Source organism: Gaiella sp. (assembly GCF_035710885.1).
Lineage (GTDB): Bacteria > Actinomycetota > Thermoleophilia > Gaiellales > Gaiellaceae > Gaiella.
This window is the reverse complement of record NZ_DASTCS010000037.1, coordinates 64,058-86,146: the sequence shown is the minus strand read 5'-3', so window position 1 is coordinate 86,146 and position 22,089 is coordinate 64,058. Positions and strand designations below refer to the sequence as shown.

Sequence of the window (22,089 nt, the reverse complement as noted above, 5' to 3'; positions counted from 1 at the left end):
CCGCAGAGATCGCGCCCCCGCACCTCGACCCGGTCGGGAAATGCCTGGGCGATGTGGCTGACGGGCTTTCCTGGGCTACCTATCTGCATGCGTCCTCGCTCGGCGTCGACCTCGATCCGTGGCCCCACGAGTCTCACACACGCGCGGCCGCGGGCCGGAGCGTGCCGTGGGTCAGCCGTGCGCGCCCTCGACTCCTCTGCGCTCCCACAGCGTCACGTTCAGCACCGCCCCGGCGACGGCGATCCTGCTGAGGAGGAACAGGCCGAGGAGCAGAGCGGCCGCGGCCCCGAGTGCGCCGTACGTCCCCTGCTTGGTGATCGCGTACGGCGCGAGGATGTAGACCCCGACGAGGTGGAGCACCTGGAGGCCGGCCCCGAACAGGAGCGCGCCGGGAACCAGTGCCTTCCAGTCCGCGTCGCGGTGGGGCAGACGGAGCGTGATCAGGAGCCAGAGCCCGGCGTACGGAACCACCGTGAGCAGGGTCACGAGGAGACCCGGCGCCGACGACCAGGATCGCACCGCACCCGCGAGCCCGCTCACGACGGTGAATCCGAGAAGCAGGACGAGCAGGCGAATCGTCGCGTGCAACGTCGGCTTCGGCGCGGCCGATCGCACGTCGCCCCAGAGGAGCCGATGGGTCACGGTCAGCGCACGGAGGAGGCCCCTCGTCACCCAGACGAGGATCGGGATCCCCACGAGGAGGGCGTACCAGCGCGCCGGGCCCTCCGCGGCGGTCGCCACAGAGTTGGAGACGAGGCCGGTGACGCCGAGCGTCTTCGCCGCCTCCTCGGGGCTCTGCGAGGCGGCGTCCGAAGCGATACCGAGCCCCGCCACGGAGACGAGGGTGAGCGGCAGGAGCCACAGGAAGAGCCGGTAGGACAGGGCACCCGCGATGATCCCGCCGCCCGCATCGCCGTCGCGGTCGGCCATCTCGAACAGGACGTCGACGGAGTCGTGCCGTGCTCGCTCGGCCTGAGCCCGCTCCACCAGCTGGTGCCCGCGTGCCTGGAGCGCAGCCACCCTCGCCCGCCTGTCCGCCGCGACGCCCGTGGCGCCGACCTGCGGCTGCGTCTCCTCCCTGGGCTCCACGATGCGTCGGCCTCATGGCGATCGTAGTCCTCCATCGGGCCCGACTCCACGTCCGCGGTCGGGGAGAGGGGTGCGTGGGTTACGCCCGCACGGCGTCGCTCGGCGACCGGGCGACGAAGTGGATCCCGTCCGGGCCCTCGAGCGAGAACGAGTCGCCGCCGCCCGGAGCGACGTCGATCACGAACGACGGCCGCCGCCAGCGCTCGTCCTGTTCACGGTCGACGTAGAACGGGCACCCGGCGATCTCGCCGACGAGCACGTCGCCGGGGCCGAGCAGGAGCTCCCCCTCGGCCAGGCAGATCGGGGAGCTGCCGTCACAGCAGCCCCCCGACTGCACGAACACGAGCGGGCCGTGGCGGGCCCGGAGCCGCTCGATCGCGACAAGCGCCGCGTCGGTGGCCGTGACCCGCCCGGTCCCGCTCCCACTCATCGTCAGAAGAGCCCGAGCGGCTTCGGGTCGTAGCTGACGAGGAGGCACTTGGTCTGCGTGTAGTGGTCGAGCATCATCTTGTGGTTCTCTCGCCCGACGCCCGAGACCTTGTAGCCGCCGAAGGCCGCGTGGGCCGGGTAGAGGTGGTAGCAGTTCGTCCACACGCGGCCCGCCTGGATGGCGCGGCCCATGCGGAACGCCTTGCTCGTGTCGCGCGTCCAGACGCCGGCACCGAGCCCGTACAGCGTGTCGTTCGCGATCCCGAGCGCCTCGCGCTCGTCCTCGAACGTCGTGACCGCGAGCACTGGGCCGAAGATCTCCTCCTGGAAGATCCGCATGTCGTTCCGACCCTTGAAGACGGTCGGCTGGAAGTAGTAGCCGCCCTCCAGCTCGCCGCCGAGGTGTGCCCGCTCACCGCCCGTCAAGAGCTCCGCGCCCTCGTCGAGACCGATCTCGACATAGCTCTCGATCTTGTCGAGCTGCGCGGTCGAGACCTGGGCGCCGAGCTGCGTGTCGAGATCGAGGGGATGACCCTGGCGGATCGCCTCGACCCGCTCGAGTGCCCGCTCGATGAACGGCTCGTAGATCGACTCCTCGATCAGCGCCCGCGAGGGGCACGTGCAGACCTCGCCCTTGTTGAACGCGTAGAGCACGAGGCCTTCGACCGCCTTGTCGAGGAAGTCGTCGTCCTCCGCCATCACGTCGGCGAAGAAGATGTTCGGCGACTTGCCGCCGAGCTCGGTGGTCGAGGGGATGATGTTCTGGGCGGCGTACTGCATGATCAGCCGCCCCGTCACGGTCTCTCCGGTGAACGCGATCTTGGCGATCCGCTTGTTCTGCGCGAGCGCCTTGCCGATCTCGCCACCCGGGCCGTTGACGACGTTGATCACACCCGGCGGGAGGATGTCCTCGAGCAGCTCCATCAGCTTCAGGAGCGACCACGGGGTGGGGCTCGCCGGCTTGATGACGCTGCAGTTCCCCGCCGCGAGCGCTGGGGCCAGCTTCCACGCCGCCATCAGCAGCGGGAAGTTGAACGGGATGATCTGCCCGACCACTCCGAGGGGCTCCCTGAAGTGGTAGGCGACCGTCTGCCTGTCGATCTCGGAGATCGAGCCCTCGTCGCCCCGGATCACCGAGGCGAAGTAGCGGAAGTGGTCGGCCGCGAGCGGGACGTCCGCTGCGAGGGTCTCCCGCACGGGCTTGCCGTTCTCCCAGCTCTCGGCGACGGCCAGCATCTCGACGTGCTCCTCGATCGCGTCGGCCACCTTGTTGAGGACCCGCGAGCGCTCCGTCGTCGACGCCTCGCCCCAGGCCACCTTGGCGGCGTGGGCTGCGTCGAGCGCGAGCTCGATGTCCTCGGGGGTCGACTTCGGCACCTCCGTGAATGCCTCGCCGGTCGCCGGTGTGAGGTTGTCCACGTACTCGCCGCGCACCGGGGGGACCCACTGCCCGCCGACGAAGTTGTCGTAGCGGGGCTCGAGCTCCACCGGGCTGCCCGGTCGTCCGGGAGCCTCGTAGGTTGCCACCTTCTCGATGGTTGCCATGGCATCTCCTTTCCGAGAGGGGCTTGCGCGCGGTCGTACTGCGCGCAGGTTCAGCTTCTCCCCGGTGCGGTCGACGGGCATCGGTGGCGACACGTACGCCTGGGGGGAAAGGCCGCAGATCCCGGTCGTCAGAAGCCGCGGTACGCGTGCCCGGCCATGGCGTCCGGGTCGAGCATGACGTTGACGATCGCCGGCTCACCCGAGACGAGGGCGCGTTCGAGCGCGGGCGCGAGCTCCCCGACCCGCTCGACGTGCTCTGCGTGGCCGCCGAACACCTCGCACAGGCGGTCGTAGCGGCTCGGTGCGAGGCGGGTCGCGACCTCCGCGTCGAGGCCGTACATCCCCACCTGCGGGACGCGGATCTCGCCCCATGCCGCGTCGTTTCCCACGACCAGCACCGCCGGGATCCCGAAGCGAACGAGCGTGTCGAAGTCCATGCCGTTGAGGCCGAAGGCGCCGTCGCCCATCACGCAGACGACCTGCGTGCCGAATCCGGCAGCGCCGACCCCGACGGCGTACCCAGGCCCGACCCCGAGGCAGCCGAACGGCCCGGGGTCGAGCCAGTGTCCCGGCCGCCGGATGCGGAGGACGCGCGATACCGCTGCCACGACGTCACCGCCGTCGCCGATCACGACGGTGTCCGCGTCGAGCACCCGGTCGAGCTCAGCTCCAAGCCGGTAGTGGTGGATCGGCGCCGCGTCGGACTCGATCTCGGCGCGCCGGCCCTCCCACCAGGCGGATTCGGCGCCCCGGAGCCGCTCCAGCCAGCCGCCACGCGCGTCACGTGGAGCCTGGACCGCGTCGGCGAGCGCGCCCAGCGCCGCAGCGCAGTCGCCGACGATCGCCGCATCCGGGACGCGGTTCCGGCCGAGCTCGCGCGGGTCGCCGTGGACGTGGACGAGCTTCCCGCTTCCGAACCGCCCGTAGCGCAGCCGGAAGTCGAGCGGCGTCCCCACCACACAGACGACGTCGGCCTCCTCCAGCGCCGTTCCGCGCGAGTGCTGGAAGAAGAGGTCGTGCTCCGGCGGCAGGGAGCCGCGGCCCGAGCCGTTGAGAAAGGTCGGTAAGCGAGCGCGCTCGGCGAGCGTCGCCAGCTGCTCGTCGGCCGCGTCCCACCACACGCCGCCACCGGCCACGACCGCGGGTCGCTCTGCGGAGCTCAGCAGCGCTGCCGCCCGGTCGAGCTCCGCCGGGTCGCCGAAGGCCCGCGGCGCCGTCCGCGGGGCTGCAGGGGCTGCGTCGGCCTCCGCCTCCGCGAAGAGCACGTCGGCGGGCAGCTCCAGGTAGACGGGGCCCCGCGGCTGCGCCAGCGCCTGTCGGAACGCGATGCCCACGTACTCCGGGATGCGCCTCGTCGACGGGCACACGGCCGCCCACTTCGTGATCGGCTTCATCAGCGAGAGCTGGTCGAGCTCCTGCAGCGCGCCCCACTCCGCCTGGGCGAGCGGTCGGGCGCCGCCCAGCACCACGAGCGGCGTCTGTGCGGCGAGGCAGTTCGCGACCGCGGTGACGGTTCCCGTGACCCCGGGCCCGGCGGTGACGAGGGCGACCCCACACGTGCGTCGCACCCTCCCCCACGACTCGGCCGCGTGAGCCGCGGACTGCTCGTGGCGCAGATCGACCACACGGACGCTCTCGTGCCGGCACCCCTCGTAGATCGGCATCACGTGGCCGCCGGAGAGCGTGAACACGACATCGACGTCCGCGGCGGCGATCGCCTGCGCCGCCAGCCGTCCGCCCTGCAGCGCCTCACCCATCGCAGGCGACTCTAGAGCGTCGACCCCTGGGGCACTACGCCGCATTCGTGCTCGACCCCGCGGGCAACGACGTCGAGGGCCGTCCATCACCGCCCGGCGCGGGGGGAACGCCGCGGGAGGGGGCCGCCTCGGGGCGGCTCCCCTCCCGTTGGCCCGCTGCGAGACGAGCCGTCGACGGTCAGCTCTTGGGGACGAGGACCCGGTTGATGACGTGGATGACTCCGTTGGACGCCATCACGTCCGTCTTGGTGACCTGGCTCGAGCCGTTGAGGTAGACCTTCCCTCCGCGGATCGAGACCTTGACGCCCTGTCCCTCGAGGGTCTTCACGGTCTTGCCGTTCAGCGTGACGACCTTCGCGGCGGGCGCCTTGCCCTTGACCACGTGGTAGGTGAGCACCTTCTGGAGCAGCGCCGGATCCTTGCCCACAGCGGCGAGCGTCGACTTCGGCAGCTTCGCGAACGCGGCATTGGTGGGCGCGAACACGGTGAACGAGCCCTGCTTCAGAGCGCCGACCAGGCCGGCCTTCTTGAGCAGCGAGACGAGCGTGGTGAACTGCGGCGACGAGGCCGCGACCTGGGCGATGTCCTTCTGGGGCGAGGTCGCCGGCGCGGCAGAAACGGGGCCGACGATGGCGGCGGCCGCGAGGACCGTCGCTCCGAGTGTGACGAGTGCAGTACGCAACTTCGAACCTCCTGTATAGGATCTGTACATGACTTGTCCAGTTTTAGCACAGACGAAGACCGCTTTGCAAGTCGAATCTCGAAAGGCCGCTCCTGCGTCAGGCACAAACGTGTATAGACTCTGTCCAGAATCATGACCACCCAACGCCCTACATTCCTCGGCCGGCTTGTCGCGGGCCGCAGACGGAGGCTGCTCATCCTCGGGCTGTGGCTTCTGCTGACACTCGCCCTCGGGCCTCTCGCCGGGCGCTTCGAAGGCGTCCAGAGGAACGAGCCGTCCAGCTTCCTCCCGGGCGATGCGGAGTCCGTCGCCGTGCTGGAGGCCTCGAAGGACTTCCCCTCCGGCGAGCTGACGCCGGCGATCGCCGCCTTCCGCGATCCGGCCGGGCTCGGCGCGGAGGGGAGGACGGCCGTCGAGCGGAGACGGACGGCGATCGCGGAGGCCGGCATCGAAGGCGCCCGGCCTCCCTCGCCGGTTGCATTCTCGGAGGACGGCACCGGCGCCGTGATCGCCGTCCCGATCGACGCGGAAGGTGACGCCGATGTGCTCGTCGCAGCAGTCGACGACGTCCGCGACATCGTGAGGGAAGGTCTCGGGCCGGGGCTCGAGGCCCGGGTCACCGGCCCCGCCGGCTTCTCCGCGGATGCGACCAGGGCGTTCGAGGGGATCAACTCCACCCTGCTCTTCGTCACGGCGGGACTCGTGTTCGTGCTCCTCGTCCTCATCTACCGCAGCCCCGTCTTCTGGCTGCTGCCGCTTCTCACCGTCGTGATCGCGGAGTCCGTCGTCCGCGGCATCGGCACGCTCCTCGCGGAGGCCGGCCTCGTCATCAACGGTCAGACGGGAGGGATCCTGCTCGTCCTCGTCTTCGGCGCGGGGACCGACTACGCGCTGCTCCTGACCGCTCGCTACCGCGAGGAGCTGCTGCTCGTCGAGGACAAGTACGAGGCGATGCGCGTCGCGCTCCGGAACGCGGGCCCGGCAATCGCCGCGTCCGCGGGCACGGTCGTCGCCGCACTGCTCTGCCTCTCCTTCGCGAGCGTGAACTCGACCGCGGGCCTCGGCCCCGTCGGCGCGATGGGCGTCGCGGTCACGGCCGCCGCGATGCTGACGCTCCTCCCCGCGCTCCTCCTGATCGGAGGGCGCCGCGCGTTCTGGCCGTTCGTCCCGCGGGTCGGCGCCGTGCACTCACCCGACTCGGGCTTCTGGAGCCGGCTCGGCCGTGCGATCGACCGGCGCCGTCGCACGGCGTGGATCGCCACGACGCTTGCGCTCGCGGCGCTCGCCCTCGGCACGCTCGGACTCGACGACGACCTGACGACCGCCAACTCCTTCCGCGGCTCGGTCGAGTCCGTTCAGGGCCAGCAGCTGCTCGAGCGGTCCTTCCCGGCCGGCGAAGGCGCTCCGACGGTCGTCCTCGTCACGGACCCGGGCAAGACCGACACAGCCCTCGAGGCCGCCCGGTCGGCCGACGGGGTGACGCGGGTCGGGCAGCCCGAGCGCGGAGAGCCCGGGACGAGGTTCGACGTCGTCCTCGAGGAGGATCCGTTCGACGAGGCTGCGTTCGCCGCGATCGAGCCGCTCCGCCGCGACCTTCGCGCTGCCGTCGGCGATGCGGTTCTCGTGGGCGGCGCGACCGCGGAGGAGGCCGACCTGCGCACCGCGGTCGAGCGGGACACGAAGCTGCTGATCCCGCTCGTCCTCCTCGTCGTGCTCGGCATCCTCGTGCTGCTCCTCCGCTCGGTGGTGGCGCCGGTGATGTTGATGGCCACGGTCGTCCTCTCGTTCCTCGCGGCTCTCGGCGGCAGCCTCCTGCTCTTCGAGGTCGTGGCGGACTTCCCGGGGGAGGATCCGAGCTATCCGCTGTTCGCGTTCATCTTCCTCGTGGCCCTCGGCGTGGACTACAACATCTTCCTGATGGCGCGCGTGCGTGAGGAGGCGCTCGTCCTGCCCACGCGCGAGGCGATGCTGAAGGGGCTGGCGGTCACCGGCGGCGTGATCACGTCGGCAGGGATCGTCCTCGCCGGCACGTTCTCGGTGCTCGCGGTGCTCCCGCTCGTGGCGTTGACGCAACTCGGGATCACGGTCGCATTCGGCGTGCTCCTGGACACGCTCGTCGTGCGCTCGATCCTCGTCCCCGCGTTGACCTTCGACCTCGGCGACCGCGTCTGGTGGCCGTCGGCGCTCTCCCGCCGAGCGGCGAGCCGAGCCACGCGGGCGGAAGCCGCCGCCCACCTCACCGGCGGAGACCGCACGTGACGGGCTCCCACCCCGTCCCGCTGCCGCCACGGGGGCTCCGATGAGCTCCACGGAGAAGGTGCTCCGCATCGGCGAGCTCTCTCGCCGGGTCGGCGTGCCCGTCGAGTCCCTGCGCGCATGGGAGCGCCGGTACGGCCTGCTCGCGCCCAGCCGCACGCCCGGCGGCTTCCGGCTCTACGGCGAGGACGACGTGGCCCGGGTGCTCGCGATGCGCGCACACCTGGGCAACGGCCTATCGGCGGCCGAGGCGGCGCGGCTCGCCCTCGCCGAGGAGGTCGGCGAGACGACGGCGGCGCCGATCCCGATCGCGGACGCGAACGAGCTCGAGGCCGCGCTCGACCGGTTCGACGAGACCGCCGCCCAGCGCGCGCTCGACCGGCTGCTCGCGACTCTGACGCTCGACGTGGTGCTCCGCGACGTGCTCATGCCGTACCTGCACGAGCTCGGGCAGCGGTGGGAGCAGGGAGAGGCGACCGTGGCGCAGGAGCATTTCGCGAGCAACCTCGTGCGCGGGCGGCTGACGGCCCTCGCGCGCTCGTGGGACCGTGGCACGGGGCCGAGAGCGCTCCTGGCGTGCGCCGAAGGCGAGCTCCACGACCTCCCGCTCCTGGCCTTCGGCCTCGCGCTCCGCGAGCAGGGCTGGCGGATCAACTATCTCGGCGCGGACACGCCGGTCGCCTCGGTCGTCGAAGCCGCGCAGGTGCTCGCGCCGGCCGCGGTCGTGATCTCCGGAACCACCTCCGGCGCGTTCGACGAGAGCGCCACACGGCTGAGGGAGGTAACGCTCCACGCTCCGTTGTGGATCGCGGGGGCGGCGGCGAGCGCGCGGGTCGCGCGCAAGGCGCACGCCGCGCACCTCGGAGGGGACGTCGTCCAGGCCGCCGAGACCCTCGCGGCAGCCGTCGACTGAGCAGGGCATGGACGCTTCCACGCACGACTGGTTCACGACCGAGCACGAGACAGCCGCCGGCGCGGTCGAATCCCGCCAGTGGACGACGCTGGAGCGGAAGGTGGTCACGACCGACGAGGAAGGCGCGCAGGAACTGGGACGGCGCTACCTCGAGGAGGTCGCGCGCTTCTCTCACGGGCTGGTCCGCCCGCGGTCACGGAGGAACGACGTCTTGCTGGTCCTCGCCGGCATCGTGCCGCTGCTGCGGTTCGGGCGACCGGAGGTGACGGTCGACAGTCACACGGTCCGGTGCCGGTATCCGATACGCGGCGGCCTGCTCGTCGCGCGACCGGGCGGGTCGCTCGTGGTCGCACAGCACGCGACGCTCGAGCTGGAGCTCGTCGTCGGCGGCTACCTGCCCCGCCTCGGCGGAAGCATGAGAAGGCGATCGCTCCGTCGGGCGCTGTACACCGCGCTCCAGGCCCGCGCTCACCGTGCCGTCGGTCGACGATTCCTCGAGCGGGCGGCGGGCGGCGCAACATGAGAGCGGTCGTCCTCGGGGCTTCGGGCGTGATCGGTCGCGCACTGGTGCCCGAGCTCGCCCTCGGGTGCGACGTCGTCGCGGCCTCGCGTCGAGCGCAGCCGGCCGACGGAGGCGTCGAGTCGGCGAGCGCGGACGTGACCGACGTCGCCTCGCTCGACGGCCTCTTCCGGGAGGGCGACGTCGTCGTCCACCTCGTGCACTCGCTCGGCACGGGCGACTTCGAGGCCGTCGACCGGCTCGCCGCCGACAACGTGGCGGCGGCGAGCGCGAGGGCCGGCGTCCGCCAGATCGTCTACCTGGGCGGGCTGGGCGCCACCGCGGACGCCGCTTCCAGCCATCTCCGCAGCCGGGCCGAGACGGCGGAGAGGCTCGCTGGCGGGCCCGTGCCGGTGACGGTCCTCCGCGCTGCGATGGTGGTCGGGCCGGGGAGTGCCGCGTTCGAGACGATCCGTGCGCTGGTCGACCGGCTGCCGGCCATGATCTGTCCTCGCTGGGTCTCGACACCGACGCAGCCGATCGCGTTACGGGACGTCGTCCGCTACCTGTCCGGCGTCTGTGGGCTCGAGGCCGCGCACGGCGAGTCGTTCGACGTCGGCGGGCCGGAGGTGATGACGTACCGCGAGATGATGGAGCGGATCGCCCGGTTGCGCGGCAAGCGTCTCCCGATCGTCGAGGTGCCGGTGCTCACCCCGAGGCTGTCCTCGTGGTGGCTCCACCTGGTGACACCGGTGAACGCTGCCGTCGCCCGGCCCCTGATCGACGGGCTGCGCACGCCGACCGTCGCCGGGGACGACCGGATCCGCGAGCTCGTTCCGATCGAGCTCACCTCGTTCGACGACGCCGTCCGCGACGCGCTCGCGGCCCGCTAGCTAGCCGGCTCTGGCCTCGCGGAAGCGGCGAACAGCTTCCTCGTGGTCGACGATCGGGCCCGGGTAGGCGCCCGGGCGCAGGTGGCCCAGCAGCCAGGGCTCGTGCACGTCCGGGCCGTCGATTCCTTCGAGCTCGGGCACCCAGCGGCGGACGTAGGCGCCCTCGGGGTCGAAACGCCGAGCCTGTCGGGTCGGGTTGAACACGCGATTCGGACGGGTGTCCGCGCCCGTGCCGGCGACCCACTGCCAGTTCCCGACGTTGTTCGCCACGTCGCCGTCCACGAGATGGTCGGCGAAGTGCTTCGCCCCGAGACGCCAGTCGAGGTAGAGGTGCTTCGTGAGGAAGGACGCCGTGACGAGGCGGGCGCGGTTGTGCATCGTCCCCTGCGCGAGGAGCTGGCGCATTCCCGCGTCCACGACCGGATAGCCGGTCGCACCCTCCTGCCAGGCGGCGAGGGCGTCGGGGTCGTCGCGCCACCGGTCTTGGCGCGGGCGGAAGTCCCGCATCGGCAGCGCGGGGTCGGACGCGAGCAGCTGATGGTGGAAGTCACGCCAGCAGAGCTGCCTCACGAAGGCCTCGCCGCCCGGCTCGGCTTCGGCGCGGTGCACCACCTCGAGCGCCGACAGGCACCCGAAGTGGAGGTAGGGAGACAGGCCCGACGTCCCGGCGACGGCGAGGTCGTCGCGGCGTTGGGCGTAGCGGGCGAGCCCCTCGCGCAGCCAGCGCGCCAGGCGCGAGCGCGCAACCTTCTCGCCGCCTTCCGGAAGATTCGAAGCCGCGCGGATGCGTGTGAGGTCCCCCAGCACTGGCAGCGGGCCCTCGTCGACGCCCTCGACCGCGGGAATCGAGCCCGGCGCCGGCAGTGGCAGCCTTCGCGGAGTGGCGCGCCAGCGATTCCAATACGGCGTGAACACCTTGTAGGGACCGCCCGAGTCACCGGGCGAGAGGTCGCCGGGAGGGAGAACGGTGACGCCCGGGTACGCGTGCACGGAGACGCCGCGCTCCGCCCCCGCGCGGCGAAGGCGTTCCTCTCTCGACCGCGCAAAGGCACTCACGTCCTCGCTCAGATGGATCCGGCTCGCGCCGGTTGCCTCCGCCACGCGGAGCGTCTCCGCCACCGTGTCCCCGCGCCGGACGACGAGACCGCCTCCCAGTGAGGCGAGCGAGTGTCTGAGGTCGGCGAGCGCGTCGAGAAGAAATGCCACCCGGTTCGGCGCGCCGAACGTCGCGAGCAACGCGTCGTCGAAGACGAACAGCGGGACGACGCGCGCGGCCTCCCCGACCGCGGCGTCGAGCGCAGGATGATCGTGCACCCGCAGGTCTCGCGTGAGGAGGACGACACAGCTCGTCGCGGGCGCGGACTGCACGCTTCGATCTATACCGGGACGGGGTCTGTGGCAGCTGACTCCTCTCCACCCGGCCGGCGCCTGCGAGACTCGTGTCGTGCTCGGTCAGATCACGATCCGGGTCGCCGACCGGGATGCGGTGGTGGACTGCCGCGCGGATGCGCTTCGGACGTGTGGAGCGGGCGGCCACGGCTTCTTCGCGCCGGGCCTCGCCGGCGACACCGCCGAGGCCGTCCACCACCAACCGGAGGGCAAGCACCGGTGACAAACCTTCCCGCGGTGGCGGCATGGCGACACCTGGGCGCACGCGAGGGCTTCGAGGTGGTCTTCGTCCGGCGCGAGGGTGAGGAGCTGGTGCTCGAGGGGCACGTGACGGCCGTCGAGGAGGGTGAGGCGTGGGGCGTCCGGTACACCGTCTCGGTCGATTCGAACTGGCTGACCCGCTTCGCCCACGTCGCAGGCCGGTCGCCGCTCGGAGCGTTCGACGTGCAGCTGAAGGCGGACGGAGCCGGGGGCTGGCGCGTCGGCGGCAGGAGCACGCCGGAGCTCGACGGGTGCCTGGACGTCGATCTCGAGGCGTCCGCCTGCACGAACGCCCTGCCGGTACGTCGGCTCGGGCTGGCCGCGGGCGCGACGGCCGACGCGCCGGCGGCCTACGTCCGCGCGATGGATGCGCGGGTGGAGCGGCTGGAGCAGAGGTACACGCGGCTGCCGGACGACGACGGTCGGCTGCGCTTCGACTACGCCTCGCCCGCGTTCGACTACCGGGACGTGATCGGGTACGACGACGCTGGCCTCGTGCTCGACTACCCCGGGATCGCCGTCCGCGTTCTCTGAGGACGGCGCTCTCGGATCAGGCGCCCGACGGCGGGACGTGCGTCAGCTTGTCGGGGTTCAGCACCGAGCGCACGGCGACGACCACGCCGTCGGCGATCTCGAGCGCCGCGACCCAGGTCGCCCGTCCATCGGGGTCGTAGAAGACGACGCCCGGCTCGCCGTTGACATCCGTCGACCGGTGGGTGAAGCCGCGGTCCCGCGCCTTCCCTCCCCAGCCGATGAGCGCCTTCGCGACCCGCCCGGAACCGACCAGCGGCACCGGGACCGACGGCGCGTTGCCGCCGCCGTCCCCGTAGACGGTCGCATCGGGGGCGAGCCACTCCACGAGCGCCGCGGTGTCGCCCTCCTCCCAGGCCGCGAGAAAGCGTTGCGCGACCTCCTCGCGCTCCTCGCGGGAGACGTCGAAGCGGCGCCTCCCCTCACGGATGTGGGCGTGCGCCCGGGCGAGGATCTGCCGGCAGTTCGCCTCCGACTTTCCGACGATGCGAGCGACCTCGTCGTACTCGTAGTCGAAGACCTCGCGCAGCAGGAACACCGCCCGCTCCACGGGCGACAGCTTCTCGAGCAGGTGGAGAAAGGTCATCGAGAGGGAGTCCGCGGTCTCCGCGTGCCTCACCTGCTCGTCCTCGACCAGCGGCTCGGGCAGCCACTGCCCCGGGTACACCTCCCGTCGGTGGCGGGCCGAGCGGAGCTCGTCGATCGCGAGCCGCGTGGTGACGGTCGCCAGGTATGCCTTCGGCGACTCGACCTCGACGTCCGCAGCGTGGAAGCGCAGGAACGCTTCCTGCACGACGTCCTCCGCGTCCGCGACCGACCCGAGCATCCGGTACGCGATCGCGAACAGGTACGGGCGCAGCTCTTGCTCGCTCTCCATCACCCTCGAAGACGGGTTCGCAACCCCGTGGTGTGACACCGTCACAGACAGCCGCCTTCCCTCGTCTCCTCTGTGAGAAACCAGTGAGAGGAGGAAGACGATGAGAGTCTTCGTGGCAGGCGCAACCGGCGCCATCGGGACCCGGCTCGTGCCCCGGCTCGTCGAGAGCGGGCACCACGTGATCGGAACGTCCCGCTCACGCGAGAAGGCGGAGCGGCTGGCGGCGCAGGGCGCCGAGCCGGTCGTGCTCGACCTGCTCGACGCACGGGCAGTCCGCGAGGCGCTCGCCGCAGCGCGGCCCGACGCGATCGTCCACCAGGCGACCTCGCTCGCGGGTGGGCTCGACATCAAGCATTTCGACCGGAGCTTCGCCCAGACCAACCGGCTGCGCGTCGAGGGCACGGACGCGCTGCTCGCCGCCGCCCGCGCGGCGGGTGTCGAGCGCTTCGTCGCCCAGAGCTATGCGGGCTGGCCGTCCGGCCGGGGCGGCGGCGAGGTCGTGACCGAGCAGGAGCCCCTCGATCCCGACCCGCTGCCCGAGATGCGCGGCACGCTCGACGCCATCCGCCATCTCGAGGAGACGGTGGTCGAGGCGGGCGGGCTCGCGCTCCGCTACGGCGGCTTCTACGGCTCGCCCGACGACGTCCAGCTCGAGCCCGTGCGCAAGCGGCAGTTCCCGATCGTGGGCGACGGCGGCGGCGTCTGGTCGTTCGTCCACCTCGACGACGCGGCCGCGGCGACCGTGCTCGCACTGGAGCGAGGCGACCCCGGCGTCTACAACGTCGTGGACGACGACCCCGCGCCGGTGCGCGAGTGGCTTCCCGCGCTGGCGGAGGCGATCGGCGCCAAGCCGCCGCGTCACGTCCCGACGTGGCTCGCCCGCATCCTGGCAGGCGAGGTCGGGGTCATGATGCTGACGGAGTCGCGGGGCGCGTCGAACGCCAAGGCGAAGCGCGAGCTCGGGTGGACGCTGCGGTACCCGAGCTGGCGCGAGGGGTTCACGGCCGCGTACGCGCGGGTCGGCACCGAGCAAGGGGGACTGTCGAGGGTCGCATAGGTGGCGAGGCTAGATGTACCCGGCGCGGGTCGCGTGCGCCGCGGCGGCCGCTCGCGACGACTGCGAGAGCTTGCGGAGGACGTTCGCGACGTGGCGGTGGACGGTGTGCTCGCTGAGCACGAGCGACGAGGCGATCTCGCGGTTCGAGAGGCCCGCGGCCACGAGCCGCAGCACGTCGGTCTCACGGGGGCTGAGCGGCGAGTCGCCGTTCGCCTCCGTGGGGCCGACGTCGCCGAGGAAGCCCGCCAGTGCCCGCTGGAGGTCGCGCTGGTCGTCCATCCAGGGGAGATGGGAGTCGCCCTTCAGCGCGACGAAGCGGGCGTTCGGCAGGAGCGAGGCGAGCTGGCGCCCCCGCCCGATCGGCACGGTGCGATCGCCGCGACGGTGCAACACGAGCGCTGGTGCCTCGACGTTCGGCAGGTACGGACCGGCATCCGAGCGCAGGTCGAGATCGAGGAACGCGGAGGCGACCTCCGCGTCCGCGGAACGACGCTGGTAACGGCTGACGGCGTCGATCTCCTCGCCACTCCCGCGAGGGACGAAGAGGCCGGCCAGCATCTGCGCCGCCAGCTGCCAGTTCGCCCGCACGAAGTCGACGAGCGACTCGCGCGTCGCGGCCGGGATGTCGTCGCGCGAGGCGTACCCCCCGAAGAACACGAGCTTCTGCACCTCCTCGGGCGACTCGCTCGCGAGGCGCGCGGCCGCGAGCCCGGCGCACGAGCAGGCGAACACCGTCGCAGGCCCGCCGCCGCTCGCCCGCAGGACGGTCGCGAGCTGGCGGGTCTCGGCCTCCTCGCTCGGAGGGTCGACGAGCGTGCGCTCGGACAGCCCGACCCCGAGGCGGTCGTAGCGCACGACGCGATGTGAGCGCGCGAGCTCCACGAAGAACCCCCTGGCAGGCCCGTCGTCCCACTCCTCCTCCAGGTGGGTGACCCACCTGCCGCCGAAGAGGAGCAGCGGCCCCTCCCCCACGGTCGCGTAGGCGATGCGGCGCCCGTCGAGCTCGCAGAAGCGGATGTCCTGCTCCATCACCCGCGATGATGATGGCCCGAACGGGCCATGTCAACAAGATGGCCCGCCGTGGCGAAGCGCAGGGTCGTGCGCGTCGACCACCATCGGACAATGCACGCACGGTACGTCGAGGGGATCACGGTCAGGCAGCTCCGGAACGGTGACACGCAGACCGTCGCGGCGCTGTTCGGCCGACTCGGAGCCCGCTCGCGCGAGCTGCGGTTCTGCGGCGCGAAGCCGCGGCTGCGGGAGGAGGAGCTCGCGGCGCTGGCGCGCGTCGACGGCGACCATCACGTTCTCGTCGCCTACGTCGACGGCGACGCGGAGCCGGCCGGGATGGCGCGGCTCGTCCGCGACGGGGCGTCCGCGGAGATCGCCTTCGAGGTCGCCGACGCGCACCAGGGCCGCGGGATCGGCTCGGTCCTGGCCCGCGAGCTCGCGTCCGACGCGCGGGCCGCCGGGATCACGGAGCTGGTGGCGACCGTGTGCGGCGACAACGCCGCGGTCGTCTCGCTCCTGAAGCGGGTCGCGAGGTCTTTGCACGTGACCTGGGAAGGCCGCGAGCGCGAGTTCGTCGTCGGCCTCGAGCGCTAGGCCGGCCGCTTCCGGGCGGCGGCGAGCAGCTCCTCGGCCTCGGCAATCGCCTGCTCGGCCCGATCGGCCTCCGTGCGCAGCCGCCGTGCCTCGCGCTCGGCGGCGTCGGCCTCCTTCCCGAGCCTCCTCGCCTCGGCGCGTGCCTCCGATACGGCCTTGCGTGCGGCCTCCACGCGCTTCTTGGCCGCCCGTGTGTCGTCGCGCTGCTCGCGGGCCTTCGGCACCTTCCGGGGAACCGCGCCCGCCATCGCCTCGAACCCCGTTGCCTCTACCGGCTGGGTGAGGCGGCCGCTCGTGAGCAGCGTCGGGTCGGCCGCGGCGGCGGCACGCAGCGTCGTCGCGACGTCGCGCAGGACGGCGTCCGTCGGCTTCCGGCCGTCGCCTGCGACGAGATCGCGGGCGGCGCGCACCAGCTCGTCGGCCGCACGCCGGAACCGATCGTGCGCATCTGCCTCGCCCTTGCGGACCGCATCGGCGGCCGCGACGAGCTCGCGCACGTCGTCGCGCCGCTCGCGCGCCAGCCGGTTGACGAGCCAGGCTGCGAGCACCGGCTTGCGAAGCTCGGCCACCTCGGCGGCCTCCTCGCGGCGGCCGTCCGAGCGGAGGCGACGGGCCAGCGCGTCCCGCTCCTTCGTGAACTCGTCGAGCGGCAGCCCGTAGAGCTCGTCGATCTCCTTCGTGAGGGCCGAGGCAGGCATGCGTAGAGCGTAGACCGGCCGCTCGCAGGGATCGGTCGCCCGCAGGGAGACCTCGGCCGCGAACACCGCCCCACGACGATCCGGGCGTGTGGGGAACTACGGAGCGCGAACCGCGGCCGCTCTGATGCAGGGCCGACACGCGCCGGGCGACCATTGGGACGTGTTCGAAGTACGGATCCACGGACGCGGCGGCCAGGGCGTCGTGACCGCGGCCGAGATGCTCTCGGTCGCCGCGTTCGGGGAGGACCGGCACGCGGTCGCGTTCCCGACGTTCGGGTCGGAACGGACCGGTGCGCCTGTCACCGCCTTCTGCCGGATCGACGACCGCCCGATCCGGTCGCGGGAGCCGATCGTCGAGCCGGATGCGCTGATCGTCCAGGATCCGACGCTCCTGCACCAGGTCGACCTCTTCGGCGGTGTGGGCCCCGAGGCGTATGTCCTGATCAACACCGGCCGGTCGCTCGACGAGCTCGGCCTGACCGAGTTCGTCGAGCGGTTCCGTCCCGAGCGCGTGATCACGGTTCCTGCGAGCGAGCTCGCGCGCGAGCACCTCGGGCGCCCGCTCCCGAACGCCGCCCTGCTGGGGGGCTTCGCCGCCCTCACCGGGGTGGTCTCGGTCGAGGCCGTGACGACGGCGATCCGGCGACGGTTCACCGGCGCGACGGGCGAGGGGAACGTCGCGGCCGCGCTCGCCGCGTTCGCGGTCGTCAGGGAAGGGAGCGGGGTCGCCCATGCGTGACCAGCTCGAGGGCTCGCTCGCGGTCGCGAAGGCCGTCGCGCTCTGCCGGCCGGAGGTGATCAGCGCGTACCCGATCTCGCCGCAGACGCACATCGTCGAGGCGCTCTCCGACATGGTGCGATCCGGAGAGCTCTCGCCGTGCGAGTACCTGCTCGTCGAGTCCGAGTTCGCCGCCCTGTCGGCGGCGATCGGCGCCTCGGCGACCGGGGCGCGTGCGTACACCGCGACCGCCAGCCAGGGGCTCCTCTACATGGCCGAGGCCCTCTACAACGCCTCCGGCCTGGGCCTCCCGATCGTGATGACGCTCGCGAACCGCGCGATCGGGGCGCCGATCAACATCTGGAACGACCATTCGGATTCGATGTCGCAGCGCGACTCCGGCTGGATCCAGCTCTACGCCGAGTCGAACCAGGCCGCGATCGACCTGCACGTCCAGTCGTTCAAGCTTGCGGAGGAGCTCTCGCTGCCGGTGATGGTCTGCATGGACGGCTTCGTCCTCACGCACGCTGTCGAGCCGCTCGAGATCCCCTCCCAGGAGCAGGTGGACGCGTTCCTGCCGCCCTATGCCCCCCGCCAGGTCCTCGACCCCGACGAGCCCGTCACGATCGGTGCGATGGTCGGCCCCGAGGCGTTCACCGAGGTGCGGTACCTCGCCCACGCGAAGCAGATGCAGGCGCTCGACCTCGTGCCCGAGATCGCCTCCGAGTTCACGCAGGCCTTCGGGCGCACCTCGGGCGGGCTGCTCCGCCGGTATCGGACGGAAGGAGCCGAGACGATCGTGGTCGCGCTCGGATCAATGCTCGGGACGATCGAGGACGTCGTCGACGAGCTCCGCGACCAGGGCGTGCGCATCGGCGCGCTCGGGATCACGTGCTTCCGTCCTTTCCCGCTCGAGGAGCTCCGCGATGCGCTCGGCGATGCGACCAGCGTGGTCGTCGTCGAGCGCGCGTTCGCCGTGGGCATCGGCGGGATCGTCGGCCAGAACGTACGACTCGCGCTCGCGGGCCTGCCCCCGGCAGTCTTCGACGTCGTCGCGGGCCTCGGCGGCCGTCCCGTCACGCGGCGCTCGTTGCTCGGGCTGCTCGACGACGTGCAGGCCGGCCGGCTCGAGCCGAACCGCCTCCACTTCCTCGACATGGACCGGCAGCTCGTCGAGCGCGAGCTGCAGCGCCAGCAGGCGACGCGACGCTCCGGGCCGCACGCCGAGAACATCCTGCGGGACCTCGGCCTCGTCGCAGGGGGGTCTCACTGATGCCCTACCGTCCGGTCAAGTTTTTCCAGGTCGGCAGCTTCGCGGTGGGCAATCGGCTGCTGGACGAGGGCGGGCGGTCCGTCCAGGCCGATCGCGAGCGCTCGAACACGCTGACCAAGGGCCACCGGGCGTGCCAGGGCTGCGGTGAGGCGCTGGGCGCGCGCTACGTCCTCGACGCCGCGATGCGCGCGACGGAGGGCCGGCTGATCGCGGCCAACGCGACCGGATGCCTCGAGGTCTTCTCGACGCCGTACCCGGAGAGCTCCTGGCAGCTTCCCTGGGTGCACTCGCTCTTCGGCAACGCGCCCGCCGTCGCGTCCGGCGTCGCGGCGGCGCTGAAGGCGAAGGGCCGCACCGACATCCGCGTCATCGGCCAGGGAGGCGACGGCGGCACGCTCGACATCGGCTTCGCCTGCCTGTCGGGCATGTTCGAGCGCGGCGACGACGTGCTCTACGTCTGTTACGACAACGAGGCCTACATGAACACGGGCGTGCAGCGGTCGGGCGCGACGCCCCCGGCCGCGCGCACCGCGACGACGAAGCCGGTCGGGGAGGAGCCCGGCAACTCCTTCGGCCAGGGGAAGAACGCGGCCCTGATCGCGATGGCGCACGAGATCCCCTACGTCGCGACCGCGACGGTCGCCGAGCTCCACGACCTCGAGGCCAAGGTCGAGCGCGCGATGCAATTCCACGGCGCTCGCTACCTGCACGTCTTCGTTCCCTGCCCGCTCGGCTGGGGCGCTGCGTCCAAGGACACGATCCGGATCGCGCGCCTCGCCAAGGAGACCGGGCTGTTCCCGGTCTTCGAGGCCGAGCACGGCGAGGTCGTGGCGGTCTCGAGGATCAGGCGGCCGGTCCCCGTCGAGGAGTACCTGCGGCTTCAGCGCCGTTTTGCCCATCTGTTCGGCGATCCCCCCAGGACGGACGTGATCGAGCGCCTGCAGGCGATCGCCGACCGGAACATCCGCCGCTTCGGGCTGCTCGAGGAGGTGCCCGTCGCATGAACAAGCCGTTCGCGATCACGCTCGACGTCGGCTCCAGCCTCGCCAACAAGACCGGCAGCTGGCGTACCGAGCGTCCCGTCTACCGCGACCTTCTGCCGCCGTGCAACAACGCCTGCCCGGCGGGCGAGAACATCCAGGCCTGGCTGTACGAGGCCGAGGAGGGCGGCGAGGGCTACGAGCGGGCGTGGCGGAAGCTCATGGAGGACAACCCCTTCCCGGCGGTCATGGGGCGCGTCTGCTACCACCCGTGCGAGACCGTGTGCAATCGCGCGCAGCTGGACTCCGCGGTGGGCATCAACGCGGTCGAGCGGTTCCTCGGCGACGAGGCCATCGCCCAGGGATGGCGGGTGACGGCCGACGCCCCGGCGTCCGGCCAGCGCGTCCTCGTCGTCGGCGCCGGCCCGTCCGGACTGTCGGCGGCCTACCACCTCGCGCGGCTCGGCCACGACGTCACGATCCGGGACGCGGAGGAGCACGCCGGCGGGATGATGCGCTTCGGGATCCCTCGCTATCGCCTGCCGCGCGAGATCCTCGACGCGGAGATCGCACGGATCGTCGGGCTCGGCGTGACGCTCGAGCTCGGCACGAAGGTGACGGACGTCCCCGGCGCGATGCGCGACGAGGGATTCGATGCCGTCTTCCTCGCGGTCGGCGCGCACATCGGAAAGCGCGCGTACGTCCCGGCGGGGGAGGCGGCGCGGATCCTCGACGCGGTCGCGGTGCTCCACAGCATGGAGGGAGAGGAGAAGCCGCTCCTCGGCCGCCGCGTCGCCGTCTACGGTGGCGGCAACACCGCGATGGACGTCGCGCGCACTGCGAAGCGACTCGGCGCCGAGGAGGCCGTGGTCGTCTACCGGCGCACACGCGACCGGATGCCCGCTCACGACTTCGAGGTCGAGGAGGCCGAGGAGGAGGGCGTGCGGATGAAGTGGCTCTCGACGGTCAAGCGTGCCGAGCCGGGCGTCCTCACGCTGGAACGGATGGAGCTGGACGAGAACGGCTTCCCACAGCCGACGGGCGAGGTCGAGGAGCTCGAGGCGGACGCGCTGGTCCTCGCGCTCGGACAGGAGGCGGACCTCTCGCTGCTGGAGGGCGTGCCGGGGATCGAGGTGGCCGACGGCGTCGTCAAGGTCGGGCCGAACCTGATGACCGGCTATCCGGGCGTCTTCGCGGGCGGCGACATGGTGCCCGCCGAGCGCACGGTGACGGTGGCCGTCGGTCACGGCAAGAAGGCCGCCCGGCACATCGACGCGTGGCTCCGCCGGGAGTCCTACGAGCCGGCGCCGAAGCACGAGCTTGCGGGCTTCGAGACGCTCAACACCTGGTACTACACCGACGCCCCGCGGTCGGTGCAGCCGACGCTGGAGCTCGCCCGGAGACGATCGACGTTCGAGGAGGTCGTCGGCGGGCTGGACGAGACGACGGCGCTGTTCGAGGCGCGCCGCTGCCTCTCCTGCGGCAACTGCTTCGACTGCGACAACTGCTTCGGGGTCTGCCCCGACAACTCCGTGATCAAGCTCGAGGGCCTGCAGCGCGAGGCTGCGGGCCGCGGGTACGCGTTCGACTACGACTTCTGCAAGGGCTGCGGCATCTGCGTCGCCGAGTGCCCGTGTGGCGCGATCGAGATGGTGCCCGAGACGATCTGAGGCACCCCGAGGCGGCTAGGTCGCCTCGAGCGCCTCGACGAGCTCGTCCTTCGTCATCGACGAGCGACCCTCGATGCCGGCTCGGCGGGCACGCTTCTCGAGCTCGGCCTTGCTCAGGCCCGACAGAGACCCGTTGCCGCGCCGCGCCTTGCGGCCGTTGCGACGGTGCGACTCGACGCTCGCCCGGAGGGCCTCGAGCAGGTCGACCGGCTCCTCCCGCTCCGCCGCCGGCTCGACGTGCACGTCCTTCCCCTTGCGCTTGCGGTCGATCACGCGCAACAGCGCCTCCCGGTAGGTGTCCTCGTACGTCTCGGGCTCGAAGCTGCCCCGGAAGCGATCGATCAGGTCGAGGGCCATCGCCAGCTCCTGCTTGCCGACCGACGTCCTACGCGGCGCGATCCCCTTCGTCGGCCTGATCTCGTCGGCGAAGAACATCTTCTCCAGCACGATCAACCCGTCACGCACGCGCAGGCAGCCGAGCTGCTGCTTGTCGCGCATCACGTACGTCGCGATCCCCACCAGCCCGGATTCCTCCATCGCCCGCACGAGCAGCGCATACGGCTTCTCGGCGCCGTCTGCCGGGCCGAGGTAGCTCGTTCGCTCGAAGTAGATCGGGTCGACCTCGTCGACGTCCACGAAATCCTGGATGTCGATCGACCTGTAGCTCTCCCCCGCCGCCGCCTCGAAGTCCTCGTCGGTCACGTAGACGTACTTGCCCTCCGAGACCTCGTAGCCCTTGACGATCTCGTCGTCCGGGACCGGCTTGCCCTCCTTCTTGCACACCTTGTCGTACCCGATCCGCGAGTCGTCCTTCGAGTGGAGCAGGTGAAAATGGACGTCCTGCTCCGCGATCGCGCTGTACATCCGCACGGGCACGTTGACGAGCCCGAACGAGATCGCGCCGGACCAGATCGCTCGCGGCATGCCGCAGGTGTTCCCGTTTCGGCCCGGGACGTAACCGGGACGC

The 22,089-nt window shown here is 71.8% G+C and carries 22 protein-coding genes; 12 read left to right on the top strand and 10 right to left on the bottom strand.

Features of this window, described 5'->3' with window-relative positions; translation table 11 throughout:
- Window positions 1-171: 171 nt before the first annotated feature.
- The 5 genes from VFO26_RS08350 to VFO26_RS08330 form a co-directional block, all read right to left on the bottom strand.
- Window positions 172-1,089 carry a YhjD/YihY/BrkB family envelope integrity protein gene (locus VFO26_RS08350; protein ID WP_325114480.1) on the bottom strand — a complete coding sequence of 306 codons (918 nt, stop codon included), beginning with the start codon at window positions 1,087-1,089 and terminating at the stop codon, window positions 172-174.
- A gap of 79 nt (window positions 1,090-1,168) precedes the next feature.
- Window positions 1,169-1,519 (bottom strand): DUF779 domain-containing protein, encoded by a 351-nt coding sequence (locus VFO26_RS08345; RefSeq protein ID WP_325114479.1) that lies wholly within the window; start codon window positions 1,517-1,519, stop codon window positions 1,169-1,171.
- Between the two features lie 2 nt (window positions 1,520-1,521).
- Window positions 1,522-3,063 (bottom strand): aldehyde dehydrogenase family protein, encoded by a 1,542-nt coding sequence (locus VFO26_RS08340; protein ID WP_325114478.1) that lies wholly within the window; start codon window positions 3,061-3,063, stop codon window positions 1,522-1,524.
- 128 nt (window positions 3,064-3,191) lie between these two features.
- Window positions 3,192-4,820, bottom strand: coding sequence for a thiamine pyrophosphate-binding protein (locus VFO26_RS08335; protein ID WP_325114477.1), 1,629 nt, complete (start codon window positions 4,818-4,820; stop codon window positions 3,192-3,194).
- Window positions 4,821-4,998: 178 nt separating this feature from the next.
- Window positions 4,999-5,502 (bottom strand): fasciclin domain-containing protein, encoded by a 504-nt coding sequence (locus VFO26_RS08330; protein WP_325114476.1) that lies wholly within the window; start codon window positions 5,500-5,502, stop codon window positions 4,999-5,001.
- Between the two features lie 132 nt (window positions 5,503-5,634).
- Here VFO26_RS08330 and VFO26_RS08325 point away from each other — a divergent pair, with 132 nt between their 5' ends.
- From VFO26_RS08325 to VFO26_RS08310, 4 genes are read left to right on the top strand one after another with little or no spacing between them, the layout of a single operon-like run.
- On the top strand, window positions 5,635-7,761 hold the full coding sequence (locus VFO26_RS08325) for an MMPL family transporter (RefSeq protein ID WP_325114475.1): 2,127 nt from the start codon (window positions 5,635-5,637) through the stop codon (window positions 7,759-7,761).
- A gap of 40 nt (window positions 7,762-7,801) precedes the next feature.
- Window positions 7,802-8,671 (top strand): MerR family transcriptional regulator, encoded by an 870-nt coding sequence (locus tag VFO26_RS08320; RefSeq protein WP_325114474.1) that lies wholly within the window; start codon window positions 7,802-7,804, stop codon window positions 8,669-8,671.
- Between the two features lie 7 nt (window positions 8,672-8,678).
- Entirely contained in the window at window positions 8,679-9,194 is a 516-nt protein-coding gene (locus VFO26_RS08315; RefSeq protein ID WP_325114473.1) for a hypothetical protein, read from the top strand.
- Complete coding sequence (locus VFO26_RS08310; protein WP_325114472.1) at window positions 9,191-10,063, top strand: NAD(P)H-binding protein; 873 nt, start codon at window positions 9,191-9,193, stop codon at window positions 10,061-10,063. Before VFO26_RS08315 ends, VFO26_RS08310 begins: the two co-directional genes overlap by 4 nt.
- Here the strand turns inward: VFO26_RS08310 and VFO26_RS08305 are convergent, their stop codons facing one another.
- Window positions 10,064-11,431 carry a deoxyribodipyrimidine photo-lyase gene (locus VFO26_RS08305; RefSeq protein ID WP_325114471.1) on the bottom strand — a complete coding sequence of 456 codons (1,368 nt, stop codon included), beginning with the start codon at window positions 11,429-11,431 and terminating at the stop codon, window positions 10,064-10,066.
- A gap of 76 nt (window positions 11,432-11,507) precedes the next feature.
- On the opposite strand from VFO26_RS08305, the gene VFO26_RS08300 reads away from it, so the two are divergent.
- On the top strand, window positions 11,508-11,675 hold the full coding sequence (locus tag VFO26_RS08300) for a hypothetical protein (RefSeq protein ID WP_325114470.1): 168 nt from the start codon (window positions 11,508-11,510) through the stop codon (window positions 11,673-11,675).
- Window positions 11,672-12,247 (top strand): putative glycolipid-binding domain-containing protein, encoded by a 576-nt coding sequence (locus VFO26_RS08295; RefSeq protein WP_325114469.1) that lies wholly within the window; start codon window positions 11,672-11,674, stop codon window positions 12,245-12,247. The genes VFO26_RS08300 and VFO26_RS08295 overlap by 4 nt, the downstream gene beginning before the upstream one ends.
- Before the next feature lie 16 nt (window positions 12,248-12,263).
- Here VFO26_RS08295 and VFO26_RS08290 read toward each other — a convergent pair whose 3' ends face one another.
- Window positions 12,264-13,121 (bottom strand): RNA polymerase sigma-70 factor, encoded by an 858-nt coding sequence (locus VFO26_RS08290; protein WP_325114468.1) that lies wholly within the window; start codon window positions 13,119-13,121, stop codon window positions 12,264-12,266.
- Window positions 13,122-13,221: 100 nt separating this feature from the next.
- On the opposite strand from VFO26_RS08290, the gene VFO26_RS08285 reads away from it, so the two are divergent.
- Window positions 13,222-14,178: an NAD(P)-dependent oxidoreductase gene (locus tag VFO26_RS08285; RefSeq protein WP_325114467.1), complete on the top strand. Its 957-nt coding sequence runs from the start codon at window positions 13,222-13,224 to the stop codon at window positions 14,176-14,178.
- A gap of 9 nt (window positions 14,179-14,187) precedes the next feature.
- Here the strand turns inward: VFO26_RS08285 and VFO26_RS08280 are convergent, their stop codons facing one another.
- A complete protein-coding gene (locus tag VFO26_RS08280; RefSeq protein WP_325114466.1) occupies window positions 14,188-15,207 on the bottom strand; it encodes an alpha/beta fold hydrolase in 1,020 nt (339 codons plus the stop codon).
- 51 nt (window positions 15,208-15,258) lie between these two features.
- On the opposite strand from VFO26_RS08280, the gene VFO26_RS08275 reads away from it, so the two are divergent.
- Window positions 15,259-15,783, top strand: a complete 525-nt coding sequence (locus VFO26_RS08275; protein ID WP_325114464.1) for a GNAT family N-acetyltransferase — start codon at window positions 15,259-15,261, stop codon at window positions 15,781-15,783.
- Here the strand turns inward: VFO26_RS08275 and VFO26_RS08270 are convergent.
- Window positions 15,780-16,481, bottom strand: a complete 702-nt coding sequence (locus VFO26_RS08270; RefSeq protein WP_325114463.1) for a hypothetical protein — start codon at window positions 16,479-16,481, stop codon at window positions 15,780-15,782. The two genes, VFO26_RS08275 and VFO26_RS08270, sit on opposite strands and share 4 nt — an antisense overlap.
- 160 nt (window positions 16,482-16,641) lie before the next feature.
- Here VFO26_RS08270 and VFO26_RS08265 point away from each other — a divergent pair, with 160 nt between their 5' ends.
- From VFO26_RS08265 to VFO26_RS08250, 4 genes are read left to right on the top strand one after another with little or no spacing between them, the layout of a single operon-like run.
- On the top strand, window positions 16,642-17,220 hold the full coding sequence (locus VFO26_RS08265) for a 2-oxoacid:acceptor oxidoreductase family protein (protein ID WP_325114462.1): 579 nt from the start codon (window positions 16,642-16,644) through the stop codon (window positions 17,218-17,220).
- Window positions 17,213-18,472 carry a transketolase C-terminal domain-containing protein gene (locus VFO26_RS08260; RefSeq protein ID WP_325114461.1) on the top strand — a complete coding sequence of 420 codons (1,260 nt, stop codon included), beginning with the start codon at window positions 17,213-17,215 and terminating at the stop codon, window positions 18,470-18,472. The genes VFO26_RS08265 and VFO26_RS08260 overlap by 8 nt, the downstream gene beginning before the upstream one ends.
- A complete protein-coding gene (locus VFO26_RS08255) occupies window positions 18,472-19,476 on the top strand; it encodes a thiamine pyrophosphate-dependent enzyme (protein ID WP_325114460.1) in 1,005 nt (334 codons plus the stop codon). Before VFO26_RS08260 ends, VFO26_RS08255 begins: the two co-directional genes overlap by 1 nt.
- Window positions 19,473-21,122, top strand: a complete 1,650-nt coding sequence (locus VFO26_RS08250; protein WP_325114459.1) for an NAD(P)-binding protein — start codon at window positions 19,473-19,475, stop codon at window positions 21,120-21,122. The genes VFO26_RS08255 and VFO26_RS08250 overlap by 4 nt, the downstream gene beginning before the upstream one ends.
- A 15-nt stretch (window positions 21,123-21,137) precedes the next feature.
- Here VFO26_RS08250 and VFO26_RS08245 read toward each other — a convergent pair whose 3' ends face one another.
- Window positions 21,138-22,046, bottom strand: a complete 909-nt coding sequence (locus VFO26_RS08245; protein WP_325114458.1) for a Ku protein — start codon at window positions 22,044-22,046, stop codon at window positions 21,138-21,140.
- Window positions 22,047-22,089: the final 43 nt, after the last annotated feature.

What these genes read in the sequence shown, in the direction of transcription:
- VFO26_RS08260 (WP_325114461.1), top strand. Translation starts at nt 17,213, where the DNA reads ATGCGTGACCAGCTCGAGGGCTCGCTCGCGGTCGCGAAGGCCGTCGCG.
- VFO26_RS08245 (WP_325114458.1), bottom strand. Translation starts at nt 22,046, where the DNA reads ATGCCGCGAGCGATCTGGTCCGGCGCGATCTCGTTCGGGCTCGTCAAC.
- VFO26_RS08270 (WP_325114463.1), bottom strand. Translation starts at nt 16,481, where the DNA reads ATGCCTGCCTCGGCCCTCACGAAGGAGATCGACGAGCTCTACGGGCTG.
- VFO26_RS08340 (WP_325114478.1), bottom strand. Translation starts at nt 3,063, where the DNA reads ATGGCAACCATCGAGAAGGTGGCAACCTACGAGGCTCCCGGACGACCG.
- VFO26_RS08255 (WP_325114460.1), top strand. Translation starts at nt 18,472, where the DNA reads ATGCCCTACCGTCCGGTCAAGTTTTTCCAGGTCGGCAGCTTCGCGGTG.
- VFO26_RS08335 (WP_325114477.1), bottom strand. Translation starts at nt 4,820, where the DNA reads ATGGGTGAGGCGCTGCAGGGCGGACGGCTGGCGGCGCAGGCGATCGCC.
- VFO26_RS08315 (WP_325114473.1), top strand. Translation starts at nt 8,679, where the DNA reads ATGGACGCTTCCACGCACGACTGGTTCACGACCGAGCACGAGACAGCC.
- VFO26_RS08290 (WP_325114468.1), bottom strand. Translation starts at nt 13,121, where the DNA reads ATGGAGAGCGAGCAAGAGCTGCGCCCGTACCTGTTCGCGATCGCGTAC.
- VFO26_RS08250 (WP_325114459.1), top strand. Translation starts at nt 19,473, where the DNA reads ATGAACAAGCCGTTCGCGATCACGCTCGACGTCGGCTCCAGCCTCGCC.
- VFO26_RS08320 (WP_325114474.1), top strand. Translation starts at nt 7,802, where the DNA reads ATGAGCTCCACGGAGAAGGTGCTCCGCATCGGCGAGCTCTCTCGCCGG.
- VFO26_RS08325 (WP_325114475.1), top strand. Translation starts at nt 5,635, where the DNA reads ATGACCACCCAACGCCCTACATTCCTCGGCCGGCTTGTCGCGGGCCGC.
- VFO26_RS08310 (WP_325114472.1), top strand. Translation starts at nt 9,191, where the DNA reads ATGAGAGCGGTCGTCCTCGGGGCTTCGGGCGTGATCGGTCGCGCACTG.
- VFO26_RS08285 (WP_325114467.1), top strand. Translation starts at nt 13,222, where the DNA reads ATGAGAGTCTTCGTGGCAGGCGCAACCGGCGCCATCGGGACCCGGCTC.
- VFO26_RS08345 (WP_325114479.1), bottom strand. Translation starts at nt 1,519, where the DNA reads ATGAGTGGGAGCGGGACCGGGCGGGTCACGGCCACCGACGCGGCGCTT.
- VFO26_RS08280 (WP_325114466.1), bottom strand. Translation starts at nt 15,207, where the DNA reads ATGGAGCAGGACATCCGCTTCTGCGAGCTCGACGGGCGCCGCATCGCC.